General features: G+C 59.9%; 21 protein-coding genes. 10 read left to right on the forward strand and 11 right to left on the reverse strand.

What is annotated here, in order from left to right; genetic code table 11:
* Positions 1-118: 118 nt before the first annotated feature.
* Positions 119-820 carry a two-component system response regulator RppA gene (rppA, locus tag ACVWVQ_RS09090; RefSeq protein ID WP_457508099.1) on the reverse strand — a complete coding sequence of 234 codons (702 nt, stop codon included), beginning with the start codon at positions 818-820 and terminating at the stop codon, positions 119-121.
* 28 nt (positions 821-848) lie between these two features.
* On the reverse strand, positions 849-1,838 hold the full coding sequence (rsmI, locus tag ACVWVQ_RS09095) for a 16S rRNA (cytidine(1402)-2'-O)-methyltransferase (protein WP_457508101.1): 990 nt from the start codon (positions 1,836-1,838) through the stop codon (positions 849-851).
* A 210-nt stretch (positions 1,839-2,048) separates the two neighbouring features.
* Here rsmI and ACVWVQ_RS09100 point away from each other — a divergent pair, with 210 nt between their 5' ends.
* Together ACVWVQ_RS09100 and cbiB are read left to right on the forward strand one after the other, a co-directional pair.
* Positions 2,049-2,504, forward strand: coding sequence for an Rrf2 family transcriptional regulator (locus ACVWVQ_RS09100; RefSeq protein WP_457508103.1), 456 nt, complete (start codon positions 2,049-2,051; stop codon positions 2,502-2,504).
* Between the two features lie 13 nt (positions 2,505-2,517).
* Positions 2,518-3,489 (forward strand): adenosylcobinamide-phosphate synthase CbiB, encoded by a 972-nt coding sequence (gene cbiB / locus ACVWVQ_RS09105; RefSeq protein WP_457508105.1) that lies wholly within the window; start codon positions 2,518-2,520, stop codon positions 3,487-3,489.
* Between the two features lie 286 nt (positions 3,490-3,775).
* On the opposite strand, the gene ACVWVQ_RS09110 is transcribed toward cbiB, so the two are convergent.
* The 3 genes from ACVWVQ_RS09110 to ACVWVQ_RS09120 all read right to left on the reverse strand — a co-directional run bounded on the left by ACVWVQ_RS09110 (position 3,776) and on the right by ACVWVQ_RS09120 (position 6,086).
* Positions 3,776-4,108, reverse strand: coding sequence for a hypothetical protein (locus tag ACVWVQ_RS09110; RefSeq protein ID WP_457508107.1), 333 nt, complete (start codon positions 4,106-4,108; stop codon positions 3,776-3,778).
* Positions 4,105-4,671 (reverse strand): thylakoid membrane photosystem I accumulation factor, encoded by a 567-nt coding sequence (locus ACVWVQ_RS09115; RefSeq protein ID WP_457388580.1) that lies wholly within the window; start codon positions 4,669-4,671, stop codon positions 4,105-4,107. Before ACVWVQ_RS09115 ends, ACVWVQ_RS09110 begins: the two co-directional genes overlap by 4 nt.
* 236 nt (positions 4,672-4,907) lie before the next feature.
* On the reverse strand, positions 4,908-6,086 hold the full coding sequence (locus ACVWVQ_RS09120; protein ID WP_457466650.1) for a TRC40/GET3/ArsA family transport-energizing ATPase: 1,179 nt from the start codon (positions 6,084-6,086) through the stop codon (positions 4,908-4,910).
* A 188-nt stretch (positions 6,087-6,274) separates the two neighbouring features.
* Here ACVWVQ_RS09120 and psbQ point away from each other — a divergent pair, with 188 nt between their 5' ends.
* The gene (gene psbQ, locus ACVWVQ_RS09125) at positions 6,275-6,673 is read left to right on the forward strand and encodes a photosystem II protein PsbQ (protein WP_414356854.1); all 399 of its coding nucleotides are present in this window, start codon (positions 6,275-6,277) and stop codon (positions 6,671-6,673) included.
* 255 nt (positions 6,674-6,928) lie between these two features.
* Here psbQ and ACVWVQ_RS09130 read toward each other — a convergent pair whose 3' ends face one another.
* Positions 6,929-7,150, reverse strand: coding sequence for a hypothetical protein (locus ACVWVQ_RS09130; RefSeq protein ID WP_414356853.1), 222 nt, complete (start codon positions 7,148-7,150; stop codon positions 6,929-6,931).
* A complete protein-coding gene (locus ACVWVQ_RS09135; RefSeq protein ID WP_011432456.1) occupies positions 7,150-9,003 on the reverse strand; it encodes a S8 family serine peptidase in 1,854 nt (617 codons plus the stop codon). Before ACVWVQ_RS09135 ends, ACVWVQ_RS09130 begins: the two co-directional genes overlap by 1 nt.
* A 198-nt stretch (positions 9,004-9,201) precedes the next feature.
* Between ACVWVQ_RS09135 and ACVWVQ_RS09140 the strand changes: the two genes are divergently transcribed.
* Together ACVWVQ_RS09140 and ACVWVQ_RS09145 are read left to right on the forward strand one after the other, a co-directional pair.
* On the forward strand, positions 9,202-9,918 hold the full coding sequence (locus ACVWVQ_RS09140; RefSeq protein WP_457508109.1) for a MotA/TolQ/ExbB proton channel family protein: 717 nt from the start codon (positions 9,202-9,204) through the stop codon (positions 9,916-9,918).
* A 3-nt stretch (positions 9,919-9,921) separates the two neighbouring features.
* Complete coding sequence (locus ACVWVQ_RS09145; protein ID WP_414522108.1) at positions 9,922-10,347, forward strand: ExbD/TolR family protein; 426 nt, start codon at positions 9,922-9,924, stop codon at positions 10,345-10,347.
* 270 nt (positions 10,348-10,617) lie between these two features.
* On the opposite strand, the gene argF is transcribed toward ACVWVQ_RS09145, so the two are convergent.
* Positions 10,618-11,562 (reverse strand): ornithine carbamoyltransferase, encoded by a 945-nt coding sequence (argF, locus tag ACVWVQ_RS09150; protein WP_457388713.1) that lies wholly within the window; start codon positions 11,560-11,562, stop codon positions 10,618-10,620.
* A 177-nt stretch (positions 11,563-11,739) separates the two neighbouring features.
* The gene (ctpC, locus tag ACVWVQ_RS09155) at positions 11,740-13,035 is read right to left on the reverse strand and encodes a carboxyl-terminal processing protease CtpC (RefSeq protein WP_457407182.1); all 1,296 of its coding nucleotides are present in this window, start codon (positions 13,033-13,035) and stop codon (positions 11,740-11,742) included.
* A 321-nt stretch (positions 13,036-13,356) separates the two neighbouring features.
* Between ctpC and ACVWVQ_RS09160 the strand changes: the two genes are divergently transcribed.
* The 3 genes from ACVWVQ_RS09160 to ACVWVQ_RS09170 all read left to right on the forward strand — a co-directional run bounded on the left by ACVWVQ_RS09160 (position 13,357) and on the right by ACVWVQ_RS09170 (position 16,403).
* Positions 13,357-14,724 (forward strand): glutamate-5-semialdehyde dehydrogenase, encoded by a 1,368-nt coding sequence (locus ACVWVQ_RS09160; protein WP_457508111.1) that lies wholly within the window; start codon positions 13,357-13,359, stop codon positions 14,722-14,724.
* Between the two features lie 253 nt (positions 14,725-14,977).
* Positions 14,978-15,505: an RNA recognition motif domain-containing protein gene (locus ACVWVQ_RS09165; RefSeq protein ID WP_011432462.1), complete on the forward strand. Its 528-nt coding sequence runs from the start codon at positions 14,978-14,980 to the stop codon at positions 15,503-15,505.
* Between the two features lie 91 nt (positions 15,506-15,596).
* A complete protein-coding gene (locus ACVWVQ_RS09170) occupies positions 15,597-16,403 on the forward strand; it encodes a DsbA family protein (RefSeq protein WP_457440207.1) in 807 nt (268 codons plus the stop codon).
* A 313-nt stretch (positions 16,404-16,716) separates the two neighbouring features.
* Here ACVWVQ_RS09170 and ACVWVQ_RS09175 read toward each other — a convergent pair whose 3' ends face one another.
* Positions 16,717-18,135, reverse strand: a complete 1,419-nt coding sequence (locus ACVWVQ_RS09175; protein ID WP_457508113.1) for an SPOR domain-containing protein — start codon at positions 18,133-18,135, stop codon at positions 16,717-16,719.
* Between the two features lie 388 nt (positions 18,136-18,523).
* Positions 18,524-18,952 (reverse strand): hypothetical protein, encoded by a 429-nt coding sequence (locus tag ACVWVQ_RS09180; protein WP_414331038.1) that lies wholly within the window; start codon positions 18,950-18,952, stop codon positions 18,524-18,526.
* Positions 18,953-19,064: 112 nt separating this feature from the next.
* On the opposite strand from ACVWVQ_RS09180, the gene recJ reads away from it, so the two are divergent.
* Together recJ and ACVWVQ_RS09190 are read left to right on the forward strand one after the other, a co-directional pair.
* A complete protein-coding gene (gene recJ / locus ACVWVQ_RS09185) occupies positions 19,065-21,710 on the forward strand; it encodes a single-stranded-DNA-specific exonuclease RecJ (RefSeq protein WP_457508115.1) in 2,646 nt (881 codons plus the stop codon).
* Positions 21,700-22,365, forward strand: a complete 666-nt coding sequence (locus ACVWVQ_RS09190; protein WP_457491164.1) for a metallophosphoesterase family protein — start codon at positions 21,700-21,702, stop codon at positions 22,363-22,365. Before recJ ends, ACVWVQ_RS09190 begins: the two co-directional genes overlap by 11 nt.
* The last annotated feature ends 2 nt before the right edge of the window (positions 22,366-22,367 follow it).

A 22,367-nucleotide genomic window follows, 5' to 3' on the forward strand; every position in this document is an offset into this window, starting at 1 on the left:
TGTGAATCCCAGCAAGCCGTTGGGAAGGGCCCCGTTGGGTCGCTTGCTTGGGGTTTGCTGCTGTTCGGGACAGCTACAGCTTGCGGGACTGTAGGATGGGCCTCTTCTGGGCCTCTTCCTAGGGATTCTCGGCAACAGGCCCAAAGCGATAGCCCTTGCCGTAGACGGTGTGGATCAATTCTGCTGCCCCGGGCAACCTGAGGCGGCGCCGCAGCAGGCGCACCTGGGCTGCCAAGACATTGCTGCTGGGGGGATCCTCTCCGGCCCACACCTGCTCGTAGATCTGGTCGTGGGTGAGCAACTGGCCGGGGTGGGTCATGAAGTACTCCAGCAGGCGAAACTCTTTTTGGGAGAGGTGGATCATCCGCCCCTGCCGGTAGGCCACCTGGTTCTCCCGATCCAGCTCCAAATCCCCTATCTGCAGGCGAGGGATCCCTTCTCCAGGGCCGGTGGCCCGCCGCAAGAGGGCCCGCACCCGCGCCAGCAGTTCCCGCAGCTCGAACGGCTTCACCAAGTAATCATCTGCCCCGGCATCCAGCCCTTCCACCCGGTCGTCCAGGGTATCTTTGGCCGTCAAAAACAGGATGGGAGTGGTGCCATCCACCTGCCGTACCCGCTGGCAGAGGGAAAGCCCAGAGAGCTCCGGCAACATCCAATCCAAGACCAGCAGATCGTAGGGCAGAGCGGGGGACTTTTGCAGCAGTTCCCAGGCTCGCCCTCCTGTGTAGGCGACGTCCACCGTGTAGCCCTCTCGCCTCAGTTGCTGGGCCAGAGAATCGGCCAACTCCACTTCATCGTCCACCAACAAAATCCGTGCCATAGGACTCCGTCCCGCTAACGCGAACGCCTCAGGACTCAGTCTCGCTGTTGTCTTGGAAACAATGTGGAGCGCTGACGTACTTAGAAAAGGACTCCGTCCCGCCAGAACTGGAGAGCGGCTCAAGCTGCAAGGATAGATTGTAAAGGCGGCGCCGCGTCCAGATGGGGGATCCCTGTAAACGCTGGGCCAACCGGCGGCTGGCTGCAGACCGGGACAGGCCTTCGGCCAGCAATCGGGCCATTTCTTGACGAATTTCCGCTTCCGATTCACTGTCTCCCCGCCCATTCAAGGACTCCGTCCCGCCTCTGGCAGGGTTAGGGCTGGGAACGGCACCCACATATCCCTCAAGCAAGAGGGTGAACTCCCCCCGCGGCGGCTGGGCGGCGCAGTGCTCCAGAGCTGCTGCCAGGGATCCCCGCCAGAAGGACTCATACAGCTTGGTCAGCTCCCGCGCCAGCACAATCTGCCGCTCTGGGCCGCAGTGATCCAGCAGATCCTGCAGAGTTTGGCGCAGGCGATGGGGGGCTTCATAGAGAACGACGGTGCGCTCTTCTTGGGCCAACTGTTGCAGGCGGGCCTGTCGCTGACTGGGTTTAAGCGGCAAAAATCCCTCGAACACGAATCGTCCTGTAGGCAGGCCCGAAGCAGTCAAGGCAGCAACAGCAGCTACCGGCCCCGGCACAGGGATCACCGGGATCCCAGCTTGAATGCAGGCACGCACCAGCTCTTCTCCCGGATCGGAAATGGCGGGGGTGCCGGCATCGCTGATCAGGGCCACCGACTGGCCCGCCGACAGATACTTCAGGAGTTGAGGGATCCGCTGGGCAGCGTTGTGCTCGTGATAGCTGATGAGGCGGGCGGAGATTTGAAAATGTTTAAGAAGCTGGCCGGAGTGGCGAGTATCTTCTGCTGCCACCCAATCCACCTCGCGCAGAACCCGCAGCGCCCGCAGGGTGATGTCTTCGCGGTTGCCGATGGGGGTGGCCACCAAGTAAAGGCTGGCGGTGGGGTGTTCCATCCCGATAACCTATTCTCCGCTCCAAGGGCTTGCTGCCAACAATTGGAGATCACCTCGGATCCCCAGATTAACTTCTCTTGGCCGGTGCCCCGATACCCAGGCATCTGCCTTTCGTGCTAGCGTTGCGTAGCAACAATGAGGAGTGAGGATTGAGAAGTGAGGCTCTTTTCTCTCTGCTCTTTCCTCTTTTCTCTCTGGAGAAGGATCCCGGTGCGCTTGACAACGCGGGCCACCTATAGCATCAGGGCTTTGTTGGATCTGGCTATGCTCGGCTCCGGGCAAATGGCTTCGGTGCGGGCCATTGCCGAGCGACAGGGAATCCCGGCTCCCTACCTGGAAAAGTTGCTGATTGAGTTGCGGCAGGCTGGCTTGGTTTGTTCCCAACGGGGGGCCCAGGGGGGCTACCGGCTGGCACGGGCACCGCGGCGGATCCCGATTAGCGCCATTTTGGCGGCAGTGGGAGAATCCTTGGATCCTCTCATGGACAGTTCTAATCCTTCAGCCGTGCATCCGGCGGAGCGGCTGGACTGGGTGACGGAAGCCCTGTGGAAGCGGATCGCTCGGCAAGTGCAGCAGGTGCTGGAGGAAACCACCTTGGAAGATCTGTATTTTGATGTTCGGAGCTGGCAGGCGGCTCAGGATCAGGAGAGTGGATTTGTGGTTTGAGCCTGCTGGCGGGATGGAGTCATCGCTGTTTTTTCCGGCCCAACCGACTGCCGGGCTGGTGCTGGCGGCAGCTTTGGTATTGGATTACCTGCTGGCGGATCCCTGGGGTTGGCCTCATCCAGTGCGGGTGATGGGGGCTGTTATTGCCTGGGGGCAAGGCTATATCCTCAAGCACTGTTCGACTCCGCAAGCACAACGGTGGGGCGGGGCAGTGCTCACCCTAACTTTGGTGGGGGGATCCTACGGCATAGGCTGGGGGCTGGTCGCCATCGGCAATGCCATCCACCCCTGGGCAGGGATCCTCATGCAGGTAACCCTCATGGCCAGTTGTCTGGGAGGGCGCAGCCTGCGCTTTGCTGCGTTGGAGGTGTTGGATCCCTTGGAAAAAGGGGATCTGCCGGAGGCCCGTCAACGGCTCAGCCGCTACGTGGGGCGGGATACAGAGCACCTGACGGAGCCGGAGATTTTGCGGGCGGTGATTGAGACGGTGGCCGAAAATACCCCCGACGGAGCGACTGCCCCTCTGTTCTACGCCTTCTTGGGAGGGGCACCCTTGGCTTTGGCCTACAAGGCCAGCAGCACTCTGGATTCGATGGTAGGCTACCGCCATCCCCCCTTCACCCATTTGGGCACGGTGCCGGCCCGCTGTGAGGATGGGCTGACTTGGCTGCCCTGCCGCCTGACGGTGCTCACCCTGGCCCTGCTCAGCCGGGATCCCTGGGGGTTTTGGCAGCGGTGTCGTCAGGATGCGCAGGCGGATCCCAGCCCCAATTCCGGGTGGAGCGAAGCGGCTTTTGCCTGGCGGCTGCAGATCCAACTGGGGGGAACCAATTTCTATCGCGGGATCCCGAAGGTGAAACCCAAATTGGGGATCCCGGCTCGCCCTTTGACCCCGCAAGTGGTGCAGGAAAGTTTGGGGCTGCTGCGACAGGTTGTTTGGATTTGGGGGAGTTTGATGGTGGGAGTGACATACTCCCATCACTGACCCTACGGGTACAGCGTGGGCTTCGCGCTTCATCGGGGAGCCTACGCAAGAACCCTCCACGCGCAGACACGGAATGCCCTACCGCGTAGTTGTACCAGATTCCGGCAACGCCGTTTTGTACAACCATGTTGATTATAGTACAGAATATATCCGCCTTTCATCCCGACCCTCCTGCTGTTACAGAGAGTGCGGGGCTTCCCGGCGAGCTAGCTAAACGGCTTGGAACGTCGCATGCGCATGGACAAGAGCTCCGGGATCCGAGAGCTTTTCTATCCTAAGGGGTAGGCTAGCTCAGCACCCAGCGCTGCAGGGCAATGCCGAGCAGCAGGCCAAGGCCGCCGAAGCGCACCACCTGCCAAAAGGTGGCAGGGACAGGATTAAACACCTCTAGCACATAAGCCTGGAGGCGTTGCTCCAGTTGGCTGGCTTCGGCTTGGATTTCAGCCCATTGTTCAGGGGAAAGCTGGGCCATGCGCTCCAGTTCCCGCAGATCGGCAAGGCGAGCCTGGAGACTCTGGAGTTTTTCCTGCAGAGCCTCGAGAGAATCGGAGGGAAAGGATTCCGTCCCGCTATCGCGAAAGGACTCCGTCCCGCTATCGCGATTGGGGTTGGCCGTCACGGCTGGGCCTTTGTAGGGGGGTAGGCTTGGGGAGAACGGGATCCGGCAAATCCGGTTTGGATCTCGTTGAAGGGTTTGGCTTTGATCAGCCCTGGGGGAACGGGATCCAACTTGAAGAGGGCGCGAATAGCGTTTTCCACCTCGGTGATGGGGCGGTTGCCGACGGATTGATAGACGATATTTCCCTCTGGGTCGAAGAGGAGGGTTTGAGGCACTTGTCCGGTGTAGTATTGGCCGCGCTCGTCGCCGGGCAGGAGGGAATCGACGGAATAGGGGATGAAATAGACCCCCAGCCCGTAGCGAACCTGCAGGTTGGCAATGGTGGCGGCGTATTTTTTGCAATCGCTACTGTCATCGATGTAATACACGAGGAGGGCCGGGATCCCTTGCTCTTTCGCCTGCTTCAGGGAAACGCGGGGGGGGATCATGCCGCCGTTGGCCCCGTAGAGGGCAAAGATGTTGCCATCGTAACGGTCGTCGTTGAGCAGAGCACTGGCGGGAGGGGAAAACCAACCCGTCAAAGTGATGAGCAGAGCCACCAGGAAGATACGAAGCAACAGCATGATCTCATGCTCTTCTGTGGAGGGATCCTTGGCGATCAATCTTTAGAGGTGGGGGATTTTCTCATTGTGCCATCTTGCGCTGTCGCTGCGTCGTTGCCATTCAACACTGACGCGACCAGGGTCGAGGTGGAGACGGAAGAGCGTGGGCTTGTATGCGCTTGAAAAAAGCCCAGAAGGTCAACTTCACGTTCGGGGACCCAAAAGTAAGCGAAACGGGCCTGTTAGCGGCTACAGGCTCAAGCGGCAAAATGAATGCGCAGGTAGTCTTCTTCCATCTTGGCGCGGGCCGGGGTCATGGCCGCCAAAGTCTGAGGCAGCACCAAGTTGCGGCGGTGGTTGCCGATGCGGATGTTCAGCTCATCCCCGGTTTTGGTCAATTCCACCCGCTCTTTCGGGATCCCGGGCAGGTAAAGATCCAGTCGGTACTGGCCGTTGTCGGTCACCACATTCAGAGTTTGCTCGGCATAGAGCACGTCCGCCGGGTTGCGATCCCCCCAAAGGTCTTTTTTCAGGCGGGCCAGGGCATCCCACCCCACCAACTCCTCGGAGTACAGCGGGATCTCGAAGACCGGCAGGGGGGCAAAGTTTTCGTGGATTTCCTGCCGATATCTTTGCTGGGCAGCCTTCCAAGCGGCAAAGTAGGGATCCACCACTCCATCCGGCAAGATGCGGTTGGCGATCACCAAATCGGTGGCCACCCCGTAGAGGCTGAGGTAGGCGTGGGCCCGCAGCGATTCTTTGATCACCATCTTTTCCGGGTTGGTGACCAGCCGCACGGAGGTGATGCGGTTATCGGTGAGGATGCGCTCCAGCCGCTCGATCTTCTGATAGAACTCATAAGGAGCATCCAGCACCTGGTCATTGGGCAGCGGGATCCCGGTCAGCCCCTTCACAATCGGCTCGGCAATAGGACGCAGCATTTGCGCCAGCCCCTGCAGGGGTTTGTAGAACCTGCGCATGTACCAGCCCGAAACATCCGGCAGGCTCAAGAGGCGCAGGGCCGTGCCTGTAGGGGCCGAGTCGATAATCAACACATCGAACTTGCCTTCGTCGTAATGGCGATTCACCCGCACTAGGGCAAAGATCTCATCCATCCCTGGCAAAATCGCCAGCTCCTGCGCCTGCACCCCATCTAGCCCTCGCGCCTGCAACACCTGGGTAATGTAGGTTTTGACGGATCCCCAATTCAGCTCCAGTTCGTTGAGGGCGTCCAGCTCCGCCCCCCAAAGGTTAGGTTTGACCTCGACCGGCTCATGGCCCAAGGGCTGATCGAAGCTATCGGCCAAAGAGTGGGCCGGATCTGTGCTCAGCACCAAAGTTTTCAGGCCGATCTCGGCACAACGCCAGCCGGTCGCCGCCGCCATCGAGGTTTTGCCGACTCCACCCTTGCCGGTCATGAGGATGATGCGTTGCATGAGAGTGTCGTTTACATTCTTTTACAGCTCTAGCCTAACCGATTTGTTGGGCTCTTCGAGAGGCGGCCAAGGGGTTGGGGTGCAGCCAGCAGGTAAACTATTCATTTGGTTGCCCAATGATGGCCAAGAAACTGACGGCAATGATGGCCAAGAAATCAAGCCTGTTGCAGGCATGTGGGAGGTGTGTGATGATCTGTCGCTGGCGGAGTGTGTTGCTGGTTGCCATCCTGACACTGGGGCTATGGCTGGGATCCCTTCCTGTGCAAGCGGCTGCTGTCCTGCCCCGAGAGCTGCAACAACTGGAGCAACAGGTGGAGCGGCTGCAAAGCCTGGTGGAGGCGGAGGACTGGTTGGAGATTCGCTCCTACATCCACGGGCCGATGGGACTCACTCGTAAGACCTTGACCGGCCTGGCGGCTACCCTGCCGGATAAGCAAAAGCGGGAAGTGCTGCGCCTGGCCAAGGAGATGGGCCGCAGCTTGGAACAACTGGACTTTGCTGCCAAAGCCTATGACCAACCTGAGGTGGAAGCAGCCCAAGCCAAGGTGAAAAAGACGCTGCAGGAGCTGGAGGCTGCGTTTTCCTAGTGGGGATCCCTTCTCTCTTTGGCGAATAGCGTCGTTTCAGGTTAGGGTGAGACGCCTGGGCTGCTGAAAAAAGCCTTCTGACCCCATGCGTTATTGCTCCGCAACGCTGACGCGACGACGCGACCAGCGTTTTAGGTGGTTTTAGGTGTGGGTGAGTGCCTTAGTTTGAATCGAAATGACATAAAAGCGCTCCAGAAAAGCAGGGATCCCCAAACAGGGATCCCCGATTTTATTTGGCCGGAGCCGCAAGCCAAGCTAGGGCTGCCGCCGGAAGCTCCTGACTTCCAAAACCGGCCCTACCTGAGCCACCGTCACCATGTCTTCTTTGATCTGTCCCTGGATGGTGACCTCTAGCCCCTCTTGCAAGAGCTCTTTGGGGGCACGGAAAAGGGCGTAGTGCTCGCCGGAAGGCAGGGTTAGCACCCACACCCCCCCTTCAATATCCAGGAACTGGATGGTACCGCTGTACTCTTGCATCACTGCCTCAGCGCCAGCCCGGTTGCCGTGGATTGAGATTCCGTAGCCGCTTGCGCTCCCAAGTAGGCCAGGCCCAGGCAGAGCAAGCCATTGAAGAGCAAGAAGGAGCGACCCAACCAAGCAGAGGATCCAAGCCATAGCACCCCCTCATAAAACAGGGATCCGGACAAGAGCAGATGCGAGGCCATGCCAATGCACAAGCCAATCACCGCCCAGCGCCAGCGCCGATGGCCCAGGAGCAGCAACATCAACAGGCCTGGGATCAACACGCTGGCAAATAGGGGGTTCAAGGCATTGGTCTGGGCAAAGGCGGTGCCCAACTCCGGCAGGGAGCTACCCGCCAATTGGAAGGGCCAACGGGGGCCACCGACAATCGCCAGCCCCTGCAAGGGGAAAAGACCGGCACTGCCCAAAAGCATCCCAGCCAGCAAAGGCACCGTCTGCAGCAGCCGCTTGGGAGCCAGCCACCAGCGGATCAGCACCAGGATAATGTAGCCGCCCACCACCATCAGCAGCTTCGGCACCAGAGCAATCGGGCCACCATCGAACCAGAAGCGTGGGTTGAGGTAGCCATTGTTGTTCAGGTACTGCAGGAAGTCCTTCAACCAGAGCACCAAGGGGTTTTCCTCCTGTTGTCCTGTGGCCCTGGCCAGCGCCTTGGCCGCATCCAAACGACCGGCCCCGTAGAAGTTCTGTTTGTCGCCGGGCACCGGGGTAGCCGACATTTTCAGCACTTCTTCCACCTTGTCCGGGTCTTTGATGCCCTGAGCCTGGATCAGGGCTGCCACACCGGCTACGTGGGGAGTGGCCATGCTGGTGCCTTGGAAGTAGGCAAAGACCGGCTCGTTGGGGTTACGACGGTTGATGGTTTGCTGCAGGATGCCGTATTCGGGGTGATCGGGAGTTTTGGCTCCGCCGGGGGCAGAGATGTCCACCCCCACCCCATAGTTGGAGTAGGGAGCTTTTTCCCCGTTGGGCCCCGTGGCCGAGACGGCGATCACATGCGGGTAGCGGGCCGGGTAGCTCACCTGGTTGGAGTTTTCGTTGCCGGCGGCTGCGATCACCGTCACCCCTTTGCTATGGGCATAGGCCACCGCCTCCTCCATCAGTTGGGCAGAAGCGCGGCTACCCAGGCTGAGGTTGATGATCGTAGCCCCGTGGTCGGCAGCATAGCGGATCCCTTCCACCACATCCGACAGGGATCCAAAGCCGTTGGCATCCAACACCCGCACCGGCATGATCTTGGCCTTGAAGGCGATGCCGGCTACACCCAAGACATTGTTGGTGGATTGGGCGATGGTTCCCGCCACATGGGTGCCGTGGCCGTTGAGGTCTTCCGGCTCCTCATCGTCGTCCACAAAGTCATAGCCCTTCACAAATTGGGTTTGGGCCAGGTCGGGAACTCGGGTTACTCCCGTGTCCACCACGGCTACCGTCACCCCTTCCCCTTGGGAGATGTCCCAGGCTTCCGGCATGCGGATGGCCCTGAGGTTCCATTGCTGGGGATAGAGGCGGTCGTTGGGCACGAAAGCCGCCTGGAATTGATAGTTGGGGTGAGCATACTCGATCAAGGCTTCGTCGGTGAGCCGCTTAACCAGCCGCCGCGTGGATCCCAGGTGGTTGGCATCCACGTCAAACAGGTAGATCGCTTCTTGGCGGGCAAAAGCGCTGTCGCTGCTGGGGCGGAGCGTCAAGTGATACTCTTTAGCGATAGCAGCAATCTGACTGGGGGTGGCCGTGTTTACAAAATTGACCACGATGCTGTCGTAGGGGGCGGATCCCTTGCCGCAAGCCGTCAACAGCAAGGCCATCAAGCCGGCGCAGCAAAGACCCAACCAGCGTCTGAATTTCATAATTCACGCCCTCGGGATCCAAAATTGTTGCAACCAGTATGCCCTCTGGATTGACAATTGACGAGATGAGATCCGGCATGGGGGCAAAATTGCCAAAAGGTGCAACCTTCGCCGCGCAAGAAGGGATCCCAGCCCTGCCGAGAAAGTGCTATGACAAGATGAGCGTAAATTGCCGCTTGGAGGGGGGAATCAGGATCGATGGATAGAGTCTTGCAGCTCATGATCCAGGGTTGGTATTACTCCATCCCCCTGTTGACGTTCTCGGTCTTCTCAGTGGCCTGTTGCATTGAGCGGGTGCTGTTTTGGTGGAAGATCACCCATCGGCAGGAGGAGGTGGTGCAGCAAGCCCTGAGCCAGTACCGCCGCAACCCACGCGCTGCCCAGTATTTGCTGGAGCAAAATGCCGATCTGCCGATTGCCCGCATCTTTTTGGCCGGGTTGGAGCTGAACGAGGCCAGCCCGGAAGATTTTAAGCTGGCTCTGGAAACGGCCCTGGCGGCAGAAGTGCCTCTGCTGAAGCGCTTCAACACGGTCTTCGACACCGTAATCACCGTTGCCCCCTTCTTGGGCTTGTTGGGCACGGTCACCGGCATCATCCAGATCCTCAGCTCCATTCAACTGGGGGATATCGGCGGCACCGATACCCAGGGGGTAGGTCAGGGGATCGCCGAAGCCTTGTACTCGACGGCCTTTGGACTGATTGTGGCTATTCCCACCCTGTTGATTTCCAACGTCTTCCGCTCTTTGTACCTGCGGCAACTCTCTAAGATCCAAGAGTACGGCGGCATGCTGGAGCTGCTGCATCGGCAGCGGCAAGAAATGCAGGCCCAGCAGCTTTCTCAGTACCCCTACACAAAGCCCAGCCCCAGCGGCAGCTCTACCCTTCCCCCTTACTCGTCGCTTGAGCCCTCGTAGCCTATGCGAATCCCGGAAGAAAACTTTAGATCCGGCGAGATCAACATCGTGCCTTTGATCGATGTCATTTTTTCGATCTTGGTGTTTTTCGTGATCGCCAGCTTGGTGCTCACCCGCTCCGAGGCTCTGGATGTGAACCTGCCGGACGCGACCACAGCCGAAGTTCGTCTGCAGCCGGATGTAACGGTGAGCCTGACGGCGGAAGGGCAGATTGCTGTCAATCAGGAGAAGATTGCCGATATCTCTGCTCTGATCCCAGCAGTGGAACGCATCCTGGCCGAGAAGCCGGCTGAAGGGCGCCGCTTGGTGGTGATCAACGCTGATTTGGCCCTCTCCCACGGCAAGGTGGTGGAGGTGATGGATACCCTGCAGCGGGTGCCCAATGTCAGCCTGGCAATTGCCGCCCGCCGCCCCAGCAGTAATCGGTAGCCAGCTTAGGATTTGGGCCAGTTTTGTCAAATATAGTCATTTCAGGTTAGGGTGAGACGCCTAGGCTACTGGTCGCGCCAGCGGGACGGAGTCCTTGAAAAACCTTCTGGCCCTCTGCATTATCGCTCCGCAACGCTATTGCTCTGCAACGCCGACGCGACCAACGTTTGGGGTGTGGGTGCAGTGTCCTGGTTTAAATCGAAATGACCATAGACCCAGTTTTCCGGTAAGCTCATTTGCTAACCCGCTCTCTAGCCTGGGGGTGAGGGGTCACCCTGCGCCCAGCACCTGAATCAGGAGTGCCTTTTGCACATGTAGGCGATTTTCCGCCTGATCCCACACGCGGGACTGGGATCCCTCCAGTACTTCAGTGGTGATTTCCTCTTCCCGGTGGGCCGGCAGGCAGTGCAGCACAATGGCTTGCGGATCCGCCCGTTGCAGCAGCTCGGCATTGACCTGGTAGGGCAGAAAGGTGGCCTTGCGGGCCTCGGCCTCAGCTTCTTGACCCATGCTGGCCCACACGTCGGTATAGACCACCTGAGCTCCAGAGACGGCTTCCTGGGGATCCTGCAGCACCAACACCTGGGATCCCTGGGCCAGAGCGCAGGCTTGCTCCACCACTGCCGCATTCGGTTCGTAACCGGGGGGGGTGGCAACGCGGATGTGGATCCCGCTCATGGCACAGCCCAGCAGCAGGGAGTGGGCAACGTTGTTGCCATCGCCGCAATAGGCCAGGGTCAGGCCCGCCAGTTGGCCAAAGTTCTCCTGAATGGTGAGCAGATCGGCCAACACCTGACAGGGGTGAAACTGATCGGTGAGGGCGTTGATCACCGGAACATCGGCATACTCGGCAAAGGTTTCCAGTTCCTTCTGGTCGTAGGTGCGAATGGCGATCACATCCAGGTAGCGGGAGAGGACGCGGGCCGTATCCTGCAGGGGTTCGCCGCGGCTCACCTGCATCACCGTCGGCACCAGATCCAGGGTGCTGCCCCCGCATTGGGCCATGGCTGCCGTAAAACTGGCGCGGGTGCGGGTAGACGCCTTCTGAAACAACAGCCCCAACACCCGACCCCGCAGCTCCACCCGATAGGGATCCCGCTTTAACTCAGCCGCCTGGGCTAGCAGGGCCGACAGCTCCGCCGGGGTTAGGTCGCTGAGCTTGAGCAGATCCCGTCCGGCCAAGTTTATGGATCCCGCGATCTTCGACCCCGCCATTGTGCTACGCGCCACCTACAGAAACAATAAAAGCATCCCCAGCCCGGCGCTGGTCAACACTCCTCGAATAACTCGAATGAGAAGAGTCTTAATAGTCTTAAATAGCTTGGGCCTCGGCTTAACCCCAGTCTCAGGAGTGCCAGATCTGAGACCCATCAAAACCGCCCCCAACACCGGCTAACGTGAAGAGGAACGAATGACCTCCTGGGCCTGTTGCCGACGGGCAGAGATCTGAGCCTGCAGAGCCTGGATGGCAGCAGCATACTGTGGGTCGGCTGGGGTGGCCACCAATTCTCGGTTCTGGCTGAGCCGCTTCAGATCTTCCTCGGACAATTCCACCAAAATGTCGGGGGTAATGCCCTTGTGGTCGATGTCGTTACCGTTGGGAGTGCGATAACGGGCAATGGTTACCGCCAGCCCCGAGCCATCGGACAGGGGATGCACCGACTGCACCAGGCCCTTGCCGAAAGTTTGCGTGCCGACGATCACGGCGCGCCGGTTATCCTGCAGAGCCCCCGACAGAATCTCGCTGGCGCTGGCCGAGCCACCATCCACCAAAACGGCCAAAGGTTTATCGGTAAGGGCCGTGTTGTTGGCCGTCAGGCGATCCTGCTCCCCTTGGCGGTTCACCGTCGAGACGATGCTGCCCCGGTTAATCCACATGCGGGCAATCTCGGCGCTGGAGTAGAGCAGGCCCCCTGGGTTGGCGCGCAAATCCAGAACGTAGGCGGCTACCCCTTGTTTTTCCAGCTCGCGAATGGCTTGGCGCACCTTCTCGGCGGCGTTGCCGGAAAACTGGGTAATCCGGATATAGCCAATGGGCAGGCCGTTTTCCTCGTGAACCTCGTAGCGCACGGTGGCCAGCTCAATTCTTTCCCGCACCAAATCGAACACCTTTAGCCCTTCCCCCTCGCGGCGAATGGTCAGCCGCACCCGCGTACCCGGCTCGCCCCGAATGAGGTTGACTGCAGCGTTGGTGTCCATGCCTTCGGTGGACTTGTCGTCGATGCGCACGATCACGTCTTTGGATTTGATCCCAGCCCGGTCGGCAGGAGACCCTTCAATGGGGGAGATCACCACCAGCTCGTTTGTCTCCTGATCCATGCCCAGCGTGATCCCCACCCCGGTCAGCTCACCGGATGTGTCGATTTGCATGCTGGCAAACTGATCCGGATCCAGAAAGCGGGTGTAGGGATCGTTGAGTTTCTTCAGGGCTTCCCGGATGGCCGCGTAGGCATCTTCTCGGGTGGCATATTCTCGGCTGAGCAGATCCCGCCGCACCGCTTCCCAATCCAGGGAATTAAAGGACGGATCCACATATTCCCGATTGACAATTTGCCAAACCTCGTCCACCACCTCTTTGGGATCCCGGCGAAACCCCGCCCAGCCCGGCATGGATAGCTGCACGCCGACCAGCGATACCGCTGTCATCACCGCAGCCGTTGCACTGACCACAAACCCACGCTTTCTCATTGGCTCTCCTGGAAGGCGCTAAAAGTCAAGGTTGACGAGGTGGATCTCCAGAGGTGGATCTCTAATTGTCAGGGAACTGGGTTTCGAGCAAGGGTCTTCCCCTATGCGAACTTCAGCTTAGAAGCATCGAGAGCGATGAAGGGCTCCCCTGCCGCAGCAAGTGGGATCCAGACTTTGGTAGGCTACAGATAACCCCAACCGACTGTGCCCAACCTAGCATAGGGATCCCTTCTGGGGGTGCTCCTGGGATCACAGTTCAACACAACTTATCCTCACAGCTCTTCTTCATATCAATGGGCACCTTTGCCCCTGTTTGACTCTATGTCCCTTGCCACCGATTGCCCCAGCTCGCTTGCCTCTGCTTCAGACCGCCCGCTGCTGTCCCAAGTGCAGTTGGCCCGCGCTGCTGCCCAACACACGGCCACCTTGCCCACGGCTATTAAGAATGCCGCTCTAGAGGCCATAGCCACTGCCTTGTTGGAGCACCAAGAGTCTATCTTGGCCGCCAACCGGGCGGATTTGGAGCGGGCGGCGGAGATGGTGAAAGCCGGGGAGTTGTCGGCATCTGCCTATGCTCGCCTGAAGCTGGATGCCCACAAACTGGCCGACATGGTGGCCGGAGTGCGGCAGGTGATCCGGCTGGGGGATCCGGTGGGCCGAGCTTTGCTGATCCGGGAACTGGACGAGGGGCTGATCTTGGAACGGCGCACCTACCCTTTGGGGGTCCTGGGGGTAATCTTCGAGTCGCGGCCCGATGCTCTGGTGCAAATTGCCGCCCTGGCGGTGAAAACCGGCAATAGCGTCTTGCTCAAGGGGGGATCGGAAGCTTTGCTCTCCTGTCAAGCCTTGATGGCGGCCATCCAGGCGGGCCTGCAGCAGATCCCGGAGTTTCCCCAGGGATCCCTGCAGTTGCTCACCAGCCGCGCCGAGGTCAAGGCCCTACTGCAACTGGAGGGGCTGGTAGACCTGATCATCCCCCGCGGCTCCAGCAGCTTTGTCCGCTACATCCTGGAGAATACCCGCATCCCCGTGTTGGGCCATGCCGATGGCCTGTGTCACCTGTACGTGGATCGGGCAGCGGATGTGGATATGGCGATCAAGCTGACGGTGGATAGCAAAACCCAGTACCCCGCCGCCTGCAATGCCATCGAGACCCTGCTGGTGCACGCAGACATCGCTCCCCAGTTTTTGCCTCTGGCGGTCAAGGCCCTGCGGGAGAAGGGGGTGGAATTGCGGGGGGATCCCCGCTGCCGCGAGCTGGTGCCCGATCTGATCCCGGCCACCGAGGACGACTGGAGCACCGAGTACGCCGACTTGATCCTCTCGATCAAGATGGTTGACTCCCTTGACGAGGCCATTGCCCACATCCAGCAGTACGGATCCCGCCATACCGAAGCGATTGTAACCGAGGATGCCGCTGCTGCCCGGCGATTTTTGGATGAAGTAGATGCAGCGGGGGTCTTTCACAACGCTTCCACCCGCTTTGCCGACGGGTTTCGCTACGGCTTTGGGGCAGAAGTGGGCATCAGCACCCAAAAACTGCCGCCGCGCGGCCCGGTGGGCTTGGAAGGCTTGGTGACTTACCGCTACCAACTGCGAGGGCAAGGACATCTTGTAGCCGACTACACAGGCCCCCAGGCGCGACCTTTTCAACATCGGGATCGCCTGAACAACACCGGCTTAGCTTAGCTGCAAAAGCCGGCTGTACAAACCGGCTGTACAAAGCAGTCGTTCACAAAAACCGTTCTCCTCGTCTTCGCGGCTCCAGGTTGAGGTAAATTAAAAAATAGCTTCGTGATTGCCAAGGGTTGCGCTTTGCGGCGCGCTATGGTGTGACAATGGACTACCGGGTTCCGGGTTTGATGTTATGGGCTTGAGCGCCCTAGATGTAGCGCTTTGCATTTTGGCCTTTTGTTATTTCGATTAGGAGCTTCGCTGGATCATGCCTGTGCGTCTGTATGTTGGAAATCTGCCGGAAGAGGTGGATCGTCAGGCACTGGAGAAGCTCTTTCGCTCTGCCGGTGAGGTCATTTCCACCAAGGTGATCCGGGATCGGAAGACAGGCAAATGCCGCGGCTTCGGCTTTGTAACGGTGAACACCGAAGAGCAGGCGCAGCAGTACATCGAAAAGTTCAACGGCCACAGCTTTGGGGATGTCAACTTGCGCATTGAGCTCGCCCAGCCGCGCGACCGAGGGGAAGAAGGTGAATCCAAAACAGCGACCTCTGAGCCTTCATCCAAAGAGTCCAGAGGTTCCAAAGATTCCAGAGCGTCCAGAGATTCTGAGGCCAAGGGCTCTAAAGAGTCGGCAGAAAACCCTGCCCCCAGCAAAAAGCAACGCCAGCGCGGCAATAAGGGTGGGCGCTCCACCGTCGTCGCCGAAAGTGAGGCAGCCTCTGAGCCGGATCCCCGCTGGGCCAGCCAGTTGCAGCGGATCAAGGAGCAGCTTCTGCAGGTCACCAATTCCTAACCCCCCCGAACGAGTGATAGACACTGTTGGGATCTGACGGTAGGCTGGGTGAGTTGCGACGGCTCTAGGCATTTTTGAGAGGGGGGTTGGGATGCATAGGCTGGTGAGGATTTTTCGCGCTTGGGGGCGGAGCTTGGCCCGGGCTGGACTTTTGTTCGGGCTGACGGTTCTGCTGGGAGTGGGAAGTGGAGCTCCGGTTTTCCTACCAGCGGCGGCGGCTGCCCCGGCAGATTTGGAAGAGCAGGTGCTGCAGATCATTCGAAAGAACCCCCAGGTGATTCTGGAGGCCGTACAGGAATACCAGCAGCGACAGTACCAGGAGCAGCAGCAACAACAGCAGCGGCTGGCGGAAGAATTTGGCCGTCAACTGCGGGAGAACCCACGCGCCGTCATCGGAGATTCCCCTCGACTGGGATCCGACGCTCTGAGGTTAGTGTTGGTGGAGTTCTCCGATTTTCAATGCCCCTTCTGCGCCCGCGCCCACAGCACCCTCAAGCAGTTCATGGCCGACCACGGGGATGAGGTGACCTTGGTGTACAAGCACCTGCCCCTGACCAGCATCCACCCAGAAGCGATGTCGGCTGCCCGGGCTGCTTGGGCCGCCCAACGTCAAGGTAAGTTCTGGGAGTTTCACGACGAGCTGTTTGCCAACCAATCTCAGCTTGGGGATGGGTTTTATGTGGCCACTGCTGAGAAGCTGGGCTTGAATGTAGAAAAATTCAATCGGGATCGGCGCAGTCGGGCGGCAGAGCGCGCCATTCAGCGAGATATTGACTTGGCCTCTCAACTGGGCATCGGTGGCACTCCCCATTTCATCTTGAACGGCATTGCCTTCTCCGGTGCGCAGCCGCTGGAGGTGTTTGAGCAGACGCTGCAGCAGGCTAAGCAAGCCCTCTAGGAAAAATGCTCCGCACTGCTATTGAAACAGGTGGTGTATTGCAAACAGGTGGTGCAACGGCTGGCCTATCCTTCTTACCAGCCTCGCCCAGTTGCCCAAACGCTCCGTCCTTGAGGAGGGCTTTACGGTAGGCTCAGGGCAGTGGCAGGGTAGTCAACCGCTCTATTCGCCCAAGCGGGCTGTAGGCTTTGACAAGCCAGTAGGGTGGGGAGTATGTCAAAAGCAGAAACTCACCCAAGTCGCCATTTGGGCCGAATGGGGATCCCCAACGGCAGGGAAGGAGGAGAGCGTTTATGGCGGAAGTGGCTCTTGGCTACTCCACGGGCAGGATGCGGGCATCGAACCCTGCTTCGGCCAGAGAGCGCCGCGCCTGTTCGGCGTTGGCCCGTTGCCGGTAGGTGCCCACCTGAATCACTGAGCCCCGCAGGAAGGCATCAGGGGCAAACTGTTGCAGCTTGGTTAGGGCCTCTTCCCCAGCCGGCACCACCACCCAAAATCCGCTGCCACCTTCTTCCCCAGGAGGAACAGCCTGGGCAGGCGAGGAGGAGACGGGATCCGCTTGCAAAAGAGGCTGAGAGCGGCGCAGATCGGCGGGGAAGATCCCCGCTTCATAGCCTTGGCCGGCCAAGTAACGCACCTGCTCGGCGGCAGCAGCAGGGTCGGCAAACCCACCTGTGCGCACCACCCGCAGGTCATCGTAGATCAAGGGCAGGGATCCCTCTAGGAGTTGTTTTAGCGCAGGCCATTTCTCCCCGGTGGGATCGGCCACCAACACCCAATAGCGCTCTCCTTGTGCTAGGTTGGAGATGGGATCCTGGCCAGCATTTTCTCCTACCAGCGACACCGCCACTGCCGGTAACCCCTGAGCGGTTAGCCAGCGGGCTTGATCCTGGGCCAACGACAGGCGGGAGAAGGTTCCCGTTTGCAAAGCAGCCTGGCCGCGGTACTGCACCACAGTGGCTCCTGGAAAGAAGCGGCGCACCCGCTCTTCCAGACGAGGATCACCGGCGGGGTTGGGCACGTGGGTGGCGAAGGGACGCTGGGGATCCAAGGGGGGAGCCGTTGGCGTCGGCGGCACAGAGGCTTTTGAGCTGGCAACAGGGCGGCTGGGTGCTGCTTGGGCAGGAAAAGCAGGGGGCAGAGGGGGATCCGTTTCTTGGCGGCTCACCACCCGCACCGAGAACCCCAACCGTTCCAAGTCGGCCTGACGGCGTTGGGCATGGCTGCGGTTGATGAACGTCCCCGCCAGAATGAAAACCTGCCCATCCCCTTGCACAAAATAGGCATCCGGCACCTGGGTGCGCACCTGAGCCAACTCCGCCGCCCCATCCGCCAGTACATGCACTTGGTAACGGGTCAGGGCCAAAGCAGCCGGCAGGACGTTCCCATTAACGGCGTGGAGCACAAGGGCAAAGGCCGCCAGGGATCCGGCAAAGAGGGCCGGTTGCGCTGGCAACAGGGGTACGGAGCATTTCAGCCAGCCGTAGTCCTGACGGGTGTTGCACATGGGATCCATCTCCTCTGGCGGGATTGGCGGCAACTCAAACCTCTGCATCCGGGATGGAGTCTTTGCCTGGGCCTGCGGGGATCCCCCACAGTGCCAGAGCTCGCAGTTCACCCCCTTGCGGGAAGGACAACTCAAAGCTAGCGTAAGCCGAAGTTTGGGCAAGGCTGTGCCAGGGATGGGCTTGCAGATGCCGCCCACCACCGATAGAATGCTCCGCACTGCCACCGCAAAGATGCAGCCCAGTTGGGTTCACGGGAGAAACACAGATCTAGTGCATCTCCAGTATAGATAGGCTGGCAAGACTGATACATTTACGCTGAACACTGCTGAACATCGCTGTTCAACTATGCAGCGATAGCATTCTGTTTGTTTCCAACCAGAATGGCGGTATCCCGCCAAGCTTTGAGTAGAATACCCAAAGCGCAGTTTCCGTGTCGTCTTACTACCAATTTTCTGCTTTGCTTTGGCTACCATGTTGGCAGACTCGAAAGTAAACAGAAAGATCAACTGGTAGTAATCCGTACTGAACATATTATACATTATTTTCAGTATAGTTGAGCTTATTATTGACTAGAGTCATGCTCTATCGCTATGGCTTGTCGGGGAGTTTGTTTCAGAGGCGACGGCGGCGGGATGGAGTCCTCGCCACAAGGGTGCGGGATCCCCCCAGGGCAAAGCGGATGATCTCCGTCTTGTACTGCTGCGAGCCCTCTGTGTAGCGGGCAAGCTGAATGGCAGATCCCTGGCCGGAAGGAAGCAAGAACCGTTCGCGACAGTGGTGGGCAGCACTCTCTGGAGTTTCCGCTTCGAGGGCAATGAAAAACCGCAGACGCAGCAGCACTTCCAACTTGGACAAGTGCTCGGTTTGCTCTGGCACCAAGCGGCCTAACGAGATTTGTAGGCGCGGCCTGCGTCGCCGAGATCCGGGGCGGCCCCAAAGCTGCTGGGCCAGTGTCCACAGAGAGGTCTGCTCAGAGGACTTGACCAACAGCTTTAAGCCTGTCAGCGGGTTAAGACCATAGGTAAGCAGCAGAGAATACATCGGCGGCAGGAAAGATTCAGAGGAGCGTTTTGAGCTAACGTCAAAAGGATACCCTATAGGCCAACTGTAGCACTGCCTACCCTCTATCCCCATCCAAGCCCCACCCTTCCCTATGGCCGGGATCCCTGCTCAACGCTGGCTGTTTCATCCGGTGGACAAGTTGGCTGCCCAGAGCTTGGCCGAGGCAGTGGGGATCTCGCCCATATTGGCTCAGATCTTACTCAATCGCGGGCTCTCCAGCCCTGCTGCCGTGCGGCAGTACCTGCAGCCGGATCCCGCCCACCTGCCTCCACCCAGTCAGGATTTTGCCGATTTGCCCCTGGCGGTGGACTTGCTGGACGGGGCGATTCGCCGACAAGAGCCCATTGCCATTTGCGGCGACTACGATGCCGACGGCATGACCAGCACGGCCCTGCTGCTGCGGGCTTTGCAGGACGCTCCAGTGCATTACCGCATCCCCAGCCGCATGACGGAGGGCTATGGCCTCAACAGCCGCATGGTGCAAGAGCTGCACCGAGAGGGGGTGCGCCTCATTCTCACCGTGGACAACGGCATCTCCGCCCACGAGCCCATCCAACTGGCCAAAGCTCTGGGCTTGACGGTGATCGTGACGGATCACCACGACTTGCCGCCCCAGTTGCCCCCTGCCGATGCCATCCTCAATCCCAAGCAGCTCCCGCTCTCTTCCCCCTATCGGGGGATGGCCGGGGTGGGAGTTGCCTACCTCCTGGCCCAAGCGCTGGCCGAGCGCCGTGGTGATGGCCATTTGCAGCGGGTGGCCCTGGAACTGTTTACTGTGGGCACCATTGCCGATCTGGCGCCGCTGACGGGGGTTAACCGCCTTTGGGTGCGGCAGGGGCTGCACCTCTTGCCCACCTCCCAGGTGGCAGGGATCCGCGCCCTTCTGCAGGTGATGGGCATGCAGGGATCCCTGGAGGGGCTGCGGCCTGAGTGGATTGGGTTTGGCCTGGGGCCCCGCATCAACGCCGTTGGGCGAATTGGCCGGGCGAGAATGGGGATCCAGTTGCTGACCACCGACGATCCCCTGCAAGCAGAGAAACTGGCCCGCCGCTGCGAACGGCTCAACCAGGTGCGGCAGCAGATGTGCGGGCGCATCGAGGCAGAAGCCCTCGAGCAAATTGCCCAGCAAGGCCGAGATCTGCAACAGGAGCGGGTGTTAACAATTTTGGGATCCCCTCAGCAGAAATGGCATAAAGGGGTGATCGGCATTGTGGCCTCGCGGTTGGCAGAGCGTTTTGGCTGTCCGGTGTTCATCGGCAGCCAGTCGCGGCAAGGGGAGATCAGTGGCTCGGCGCGGCAGGGGATCCCCGAGTTTGACGTGTTTCAAGCGTTGGAGTTTTGCAAGGATCTGTTCACCAAGCACGGCGGCCACCCCGCTGCCGGGGGATTTAGCCTGAGAGCAGAAGACTGGCCTCTTCTTGAAAAACGATTGCGGCAGTTTGCCCAACAGCAGTTGCAGCCGGAGCAGATCCAGCCGCTGGTGCAAATCGATGCCGAAGTGTCGCTGTCAGATCTCACCCTTGACCTCTATCGAGAGCTCCAGCATCTGCAGCCCTGTGGCATCGGCAATCCTGAGCCGGTCTTCTGCAGCCGCAACCTGCAGGTTCTGCAACAGCAGCGATTTGGCCCAGTTCCCGGCCACCTGAAGCTGCTGCTCCGGGATCCTGCTCTCCCTACGCAACGCTCCCATGGGTTACGTGCTACTCGGACGGAGTCCTCTTGTCCGGGCAGGAGCGACTCAGCCGCCAAAACCCCCAGTGATGACCGCGGAGTGGCCAGCATCACCGATGCGTTGGTGGGGATCACAAACGCGAAGCCCCAGCGCCCTCTTTGGGCCATCCGTTGGCGGGGAGCGGAAACCCATCCGCTGCCGGAGCGAGTTGATGTAGCCTACACCCTCAAGGCCAAAACATGGCAGGGAGAAACCCAACTGGAGCTGGAAATTGTCGGGATCCAACCTGCCCAAGAGGCTGCCACTGCCGGCAACCCCCCTCTCGAGAAAACAGCGCCCCGCACCCCTGATGGGAGCAAGTCTCCCATCTCCCCCGCCTCTCTGGATGCCACTCCTCCCATGCCCAACTCCAAGCCCTCGACTGGCTCCCAGAGGGGGACAGAGCCCTCACCTCTGTTGATCTGGCGCCCCACCCCCCAGCCCACCCAGCCTTTGCGTTGGCAAGCTGTAGACCGATTTTCTGTCCTCTGGCCTCAGGCGCAGGGAACCATCCTGTTCTACGGCTTCCGCCGCCCCTCGCTGGTCTTGTCTTCAAGGCCTACGGCCCGCTATCGCGAACGGCGGTACCTGACTCTCCACTACGACCGTCCCCAAGCCGGCCACCGCTATGATCAACTCTGGTTGTGGAGCTGGCCCCCTTCTCTGGATCACCTCAAGTGGCTGCTCTGTTGCACCCCCAGCAGCGAGCTGTTGATTGCCGTCCATCAGCAAGCGGTGCCCCTGCCCTCCGCTGCCAGCTTGCAACGCCAGCTCCGCCAATACCTGCAAACCCACAGCCAGGTGGATCTGCTGCGCTTGGCCCAGCAGTGGTGGCTGTCTCCGGCAGTGTTGGTGGCAGGATTACGCTCTCTGGGGTATGCCTGCCCGGATTTTGGCCCCACGGGATCCCTCGACGAAGAACTGGAAGCCCAGCAAGCTTGGTACAGCAGCTCCTGGCAGCAGGTTGCCGCCCTGCTTCAGGGATCCCACCTGGATTCTTCTGCGGCTGATTCTCATGGGGATTAAGCTGCTGCTCGGCTCCGACTACCACGGCAGCCCTCGGCTGATCCGGCAGGCCCTTGCCCATCTGCCGGAGGTGGATGCTTACATCAACTGCGGGGATTTCTGTTCCAAGGCCGGCAAACCTTCCCGCAAGGCCACCCAGGGCTTTCATCCGGCAGCCCAAGCAGAGGTGGTTCATCTGCAATCCTTTTTGGCGGCAGTGGAGAGCCTGGGCAAACCCTGGCTCTTTTTACCTGGCAACCACGATCCGGCGGCTTCAGTTTTGGATTTGCTGGTTGGCCGTTGGGGACGGGCCATCACCCAGTCCTGCTGCTTTGAGTGGCTGGGGTTACAGGTTTTGGCTGTACCCTGGACTCCCCCCTGTGGCTGGAGCTGGTCTCTGACCTCCGCCCATTTGCAGGAGCTGCTCACCCTCTACAGTCAGCCCCCCCGGCCCATTGACCTGCTGCTGACCCACGCTCCGCCGCGAGGCTTTTTGGATGAAGGCGGGAAGTGGTATCACCGTCGCACACCCACCTTGCGCCCCCTTTTGGAACAGGTGCAGCCCCGCTACTACATCTGCGGACACATGCACTGGGATGGGGGCAAGGTAGAGCGATGGGGATCCACCCTGGTGATCAACACAGCCCTGCACAACATGGTTCTCGAGATCCATTAGGC

The organism is Thermostichus sp. MS-CIW-36, from assembly GCF_054059035.1.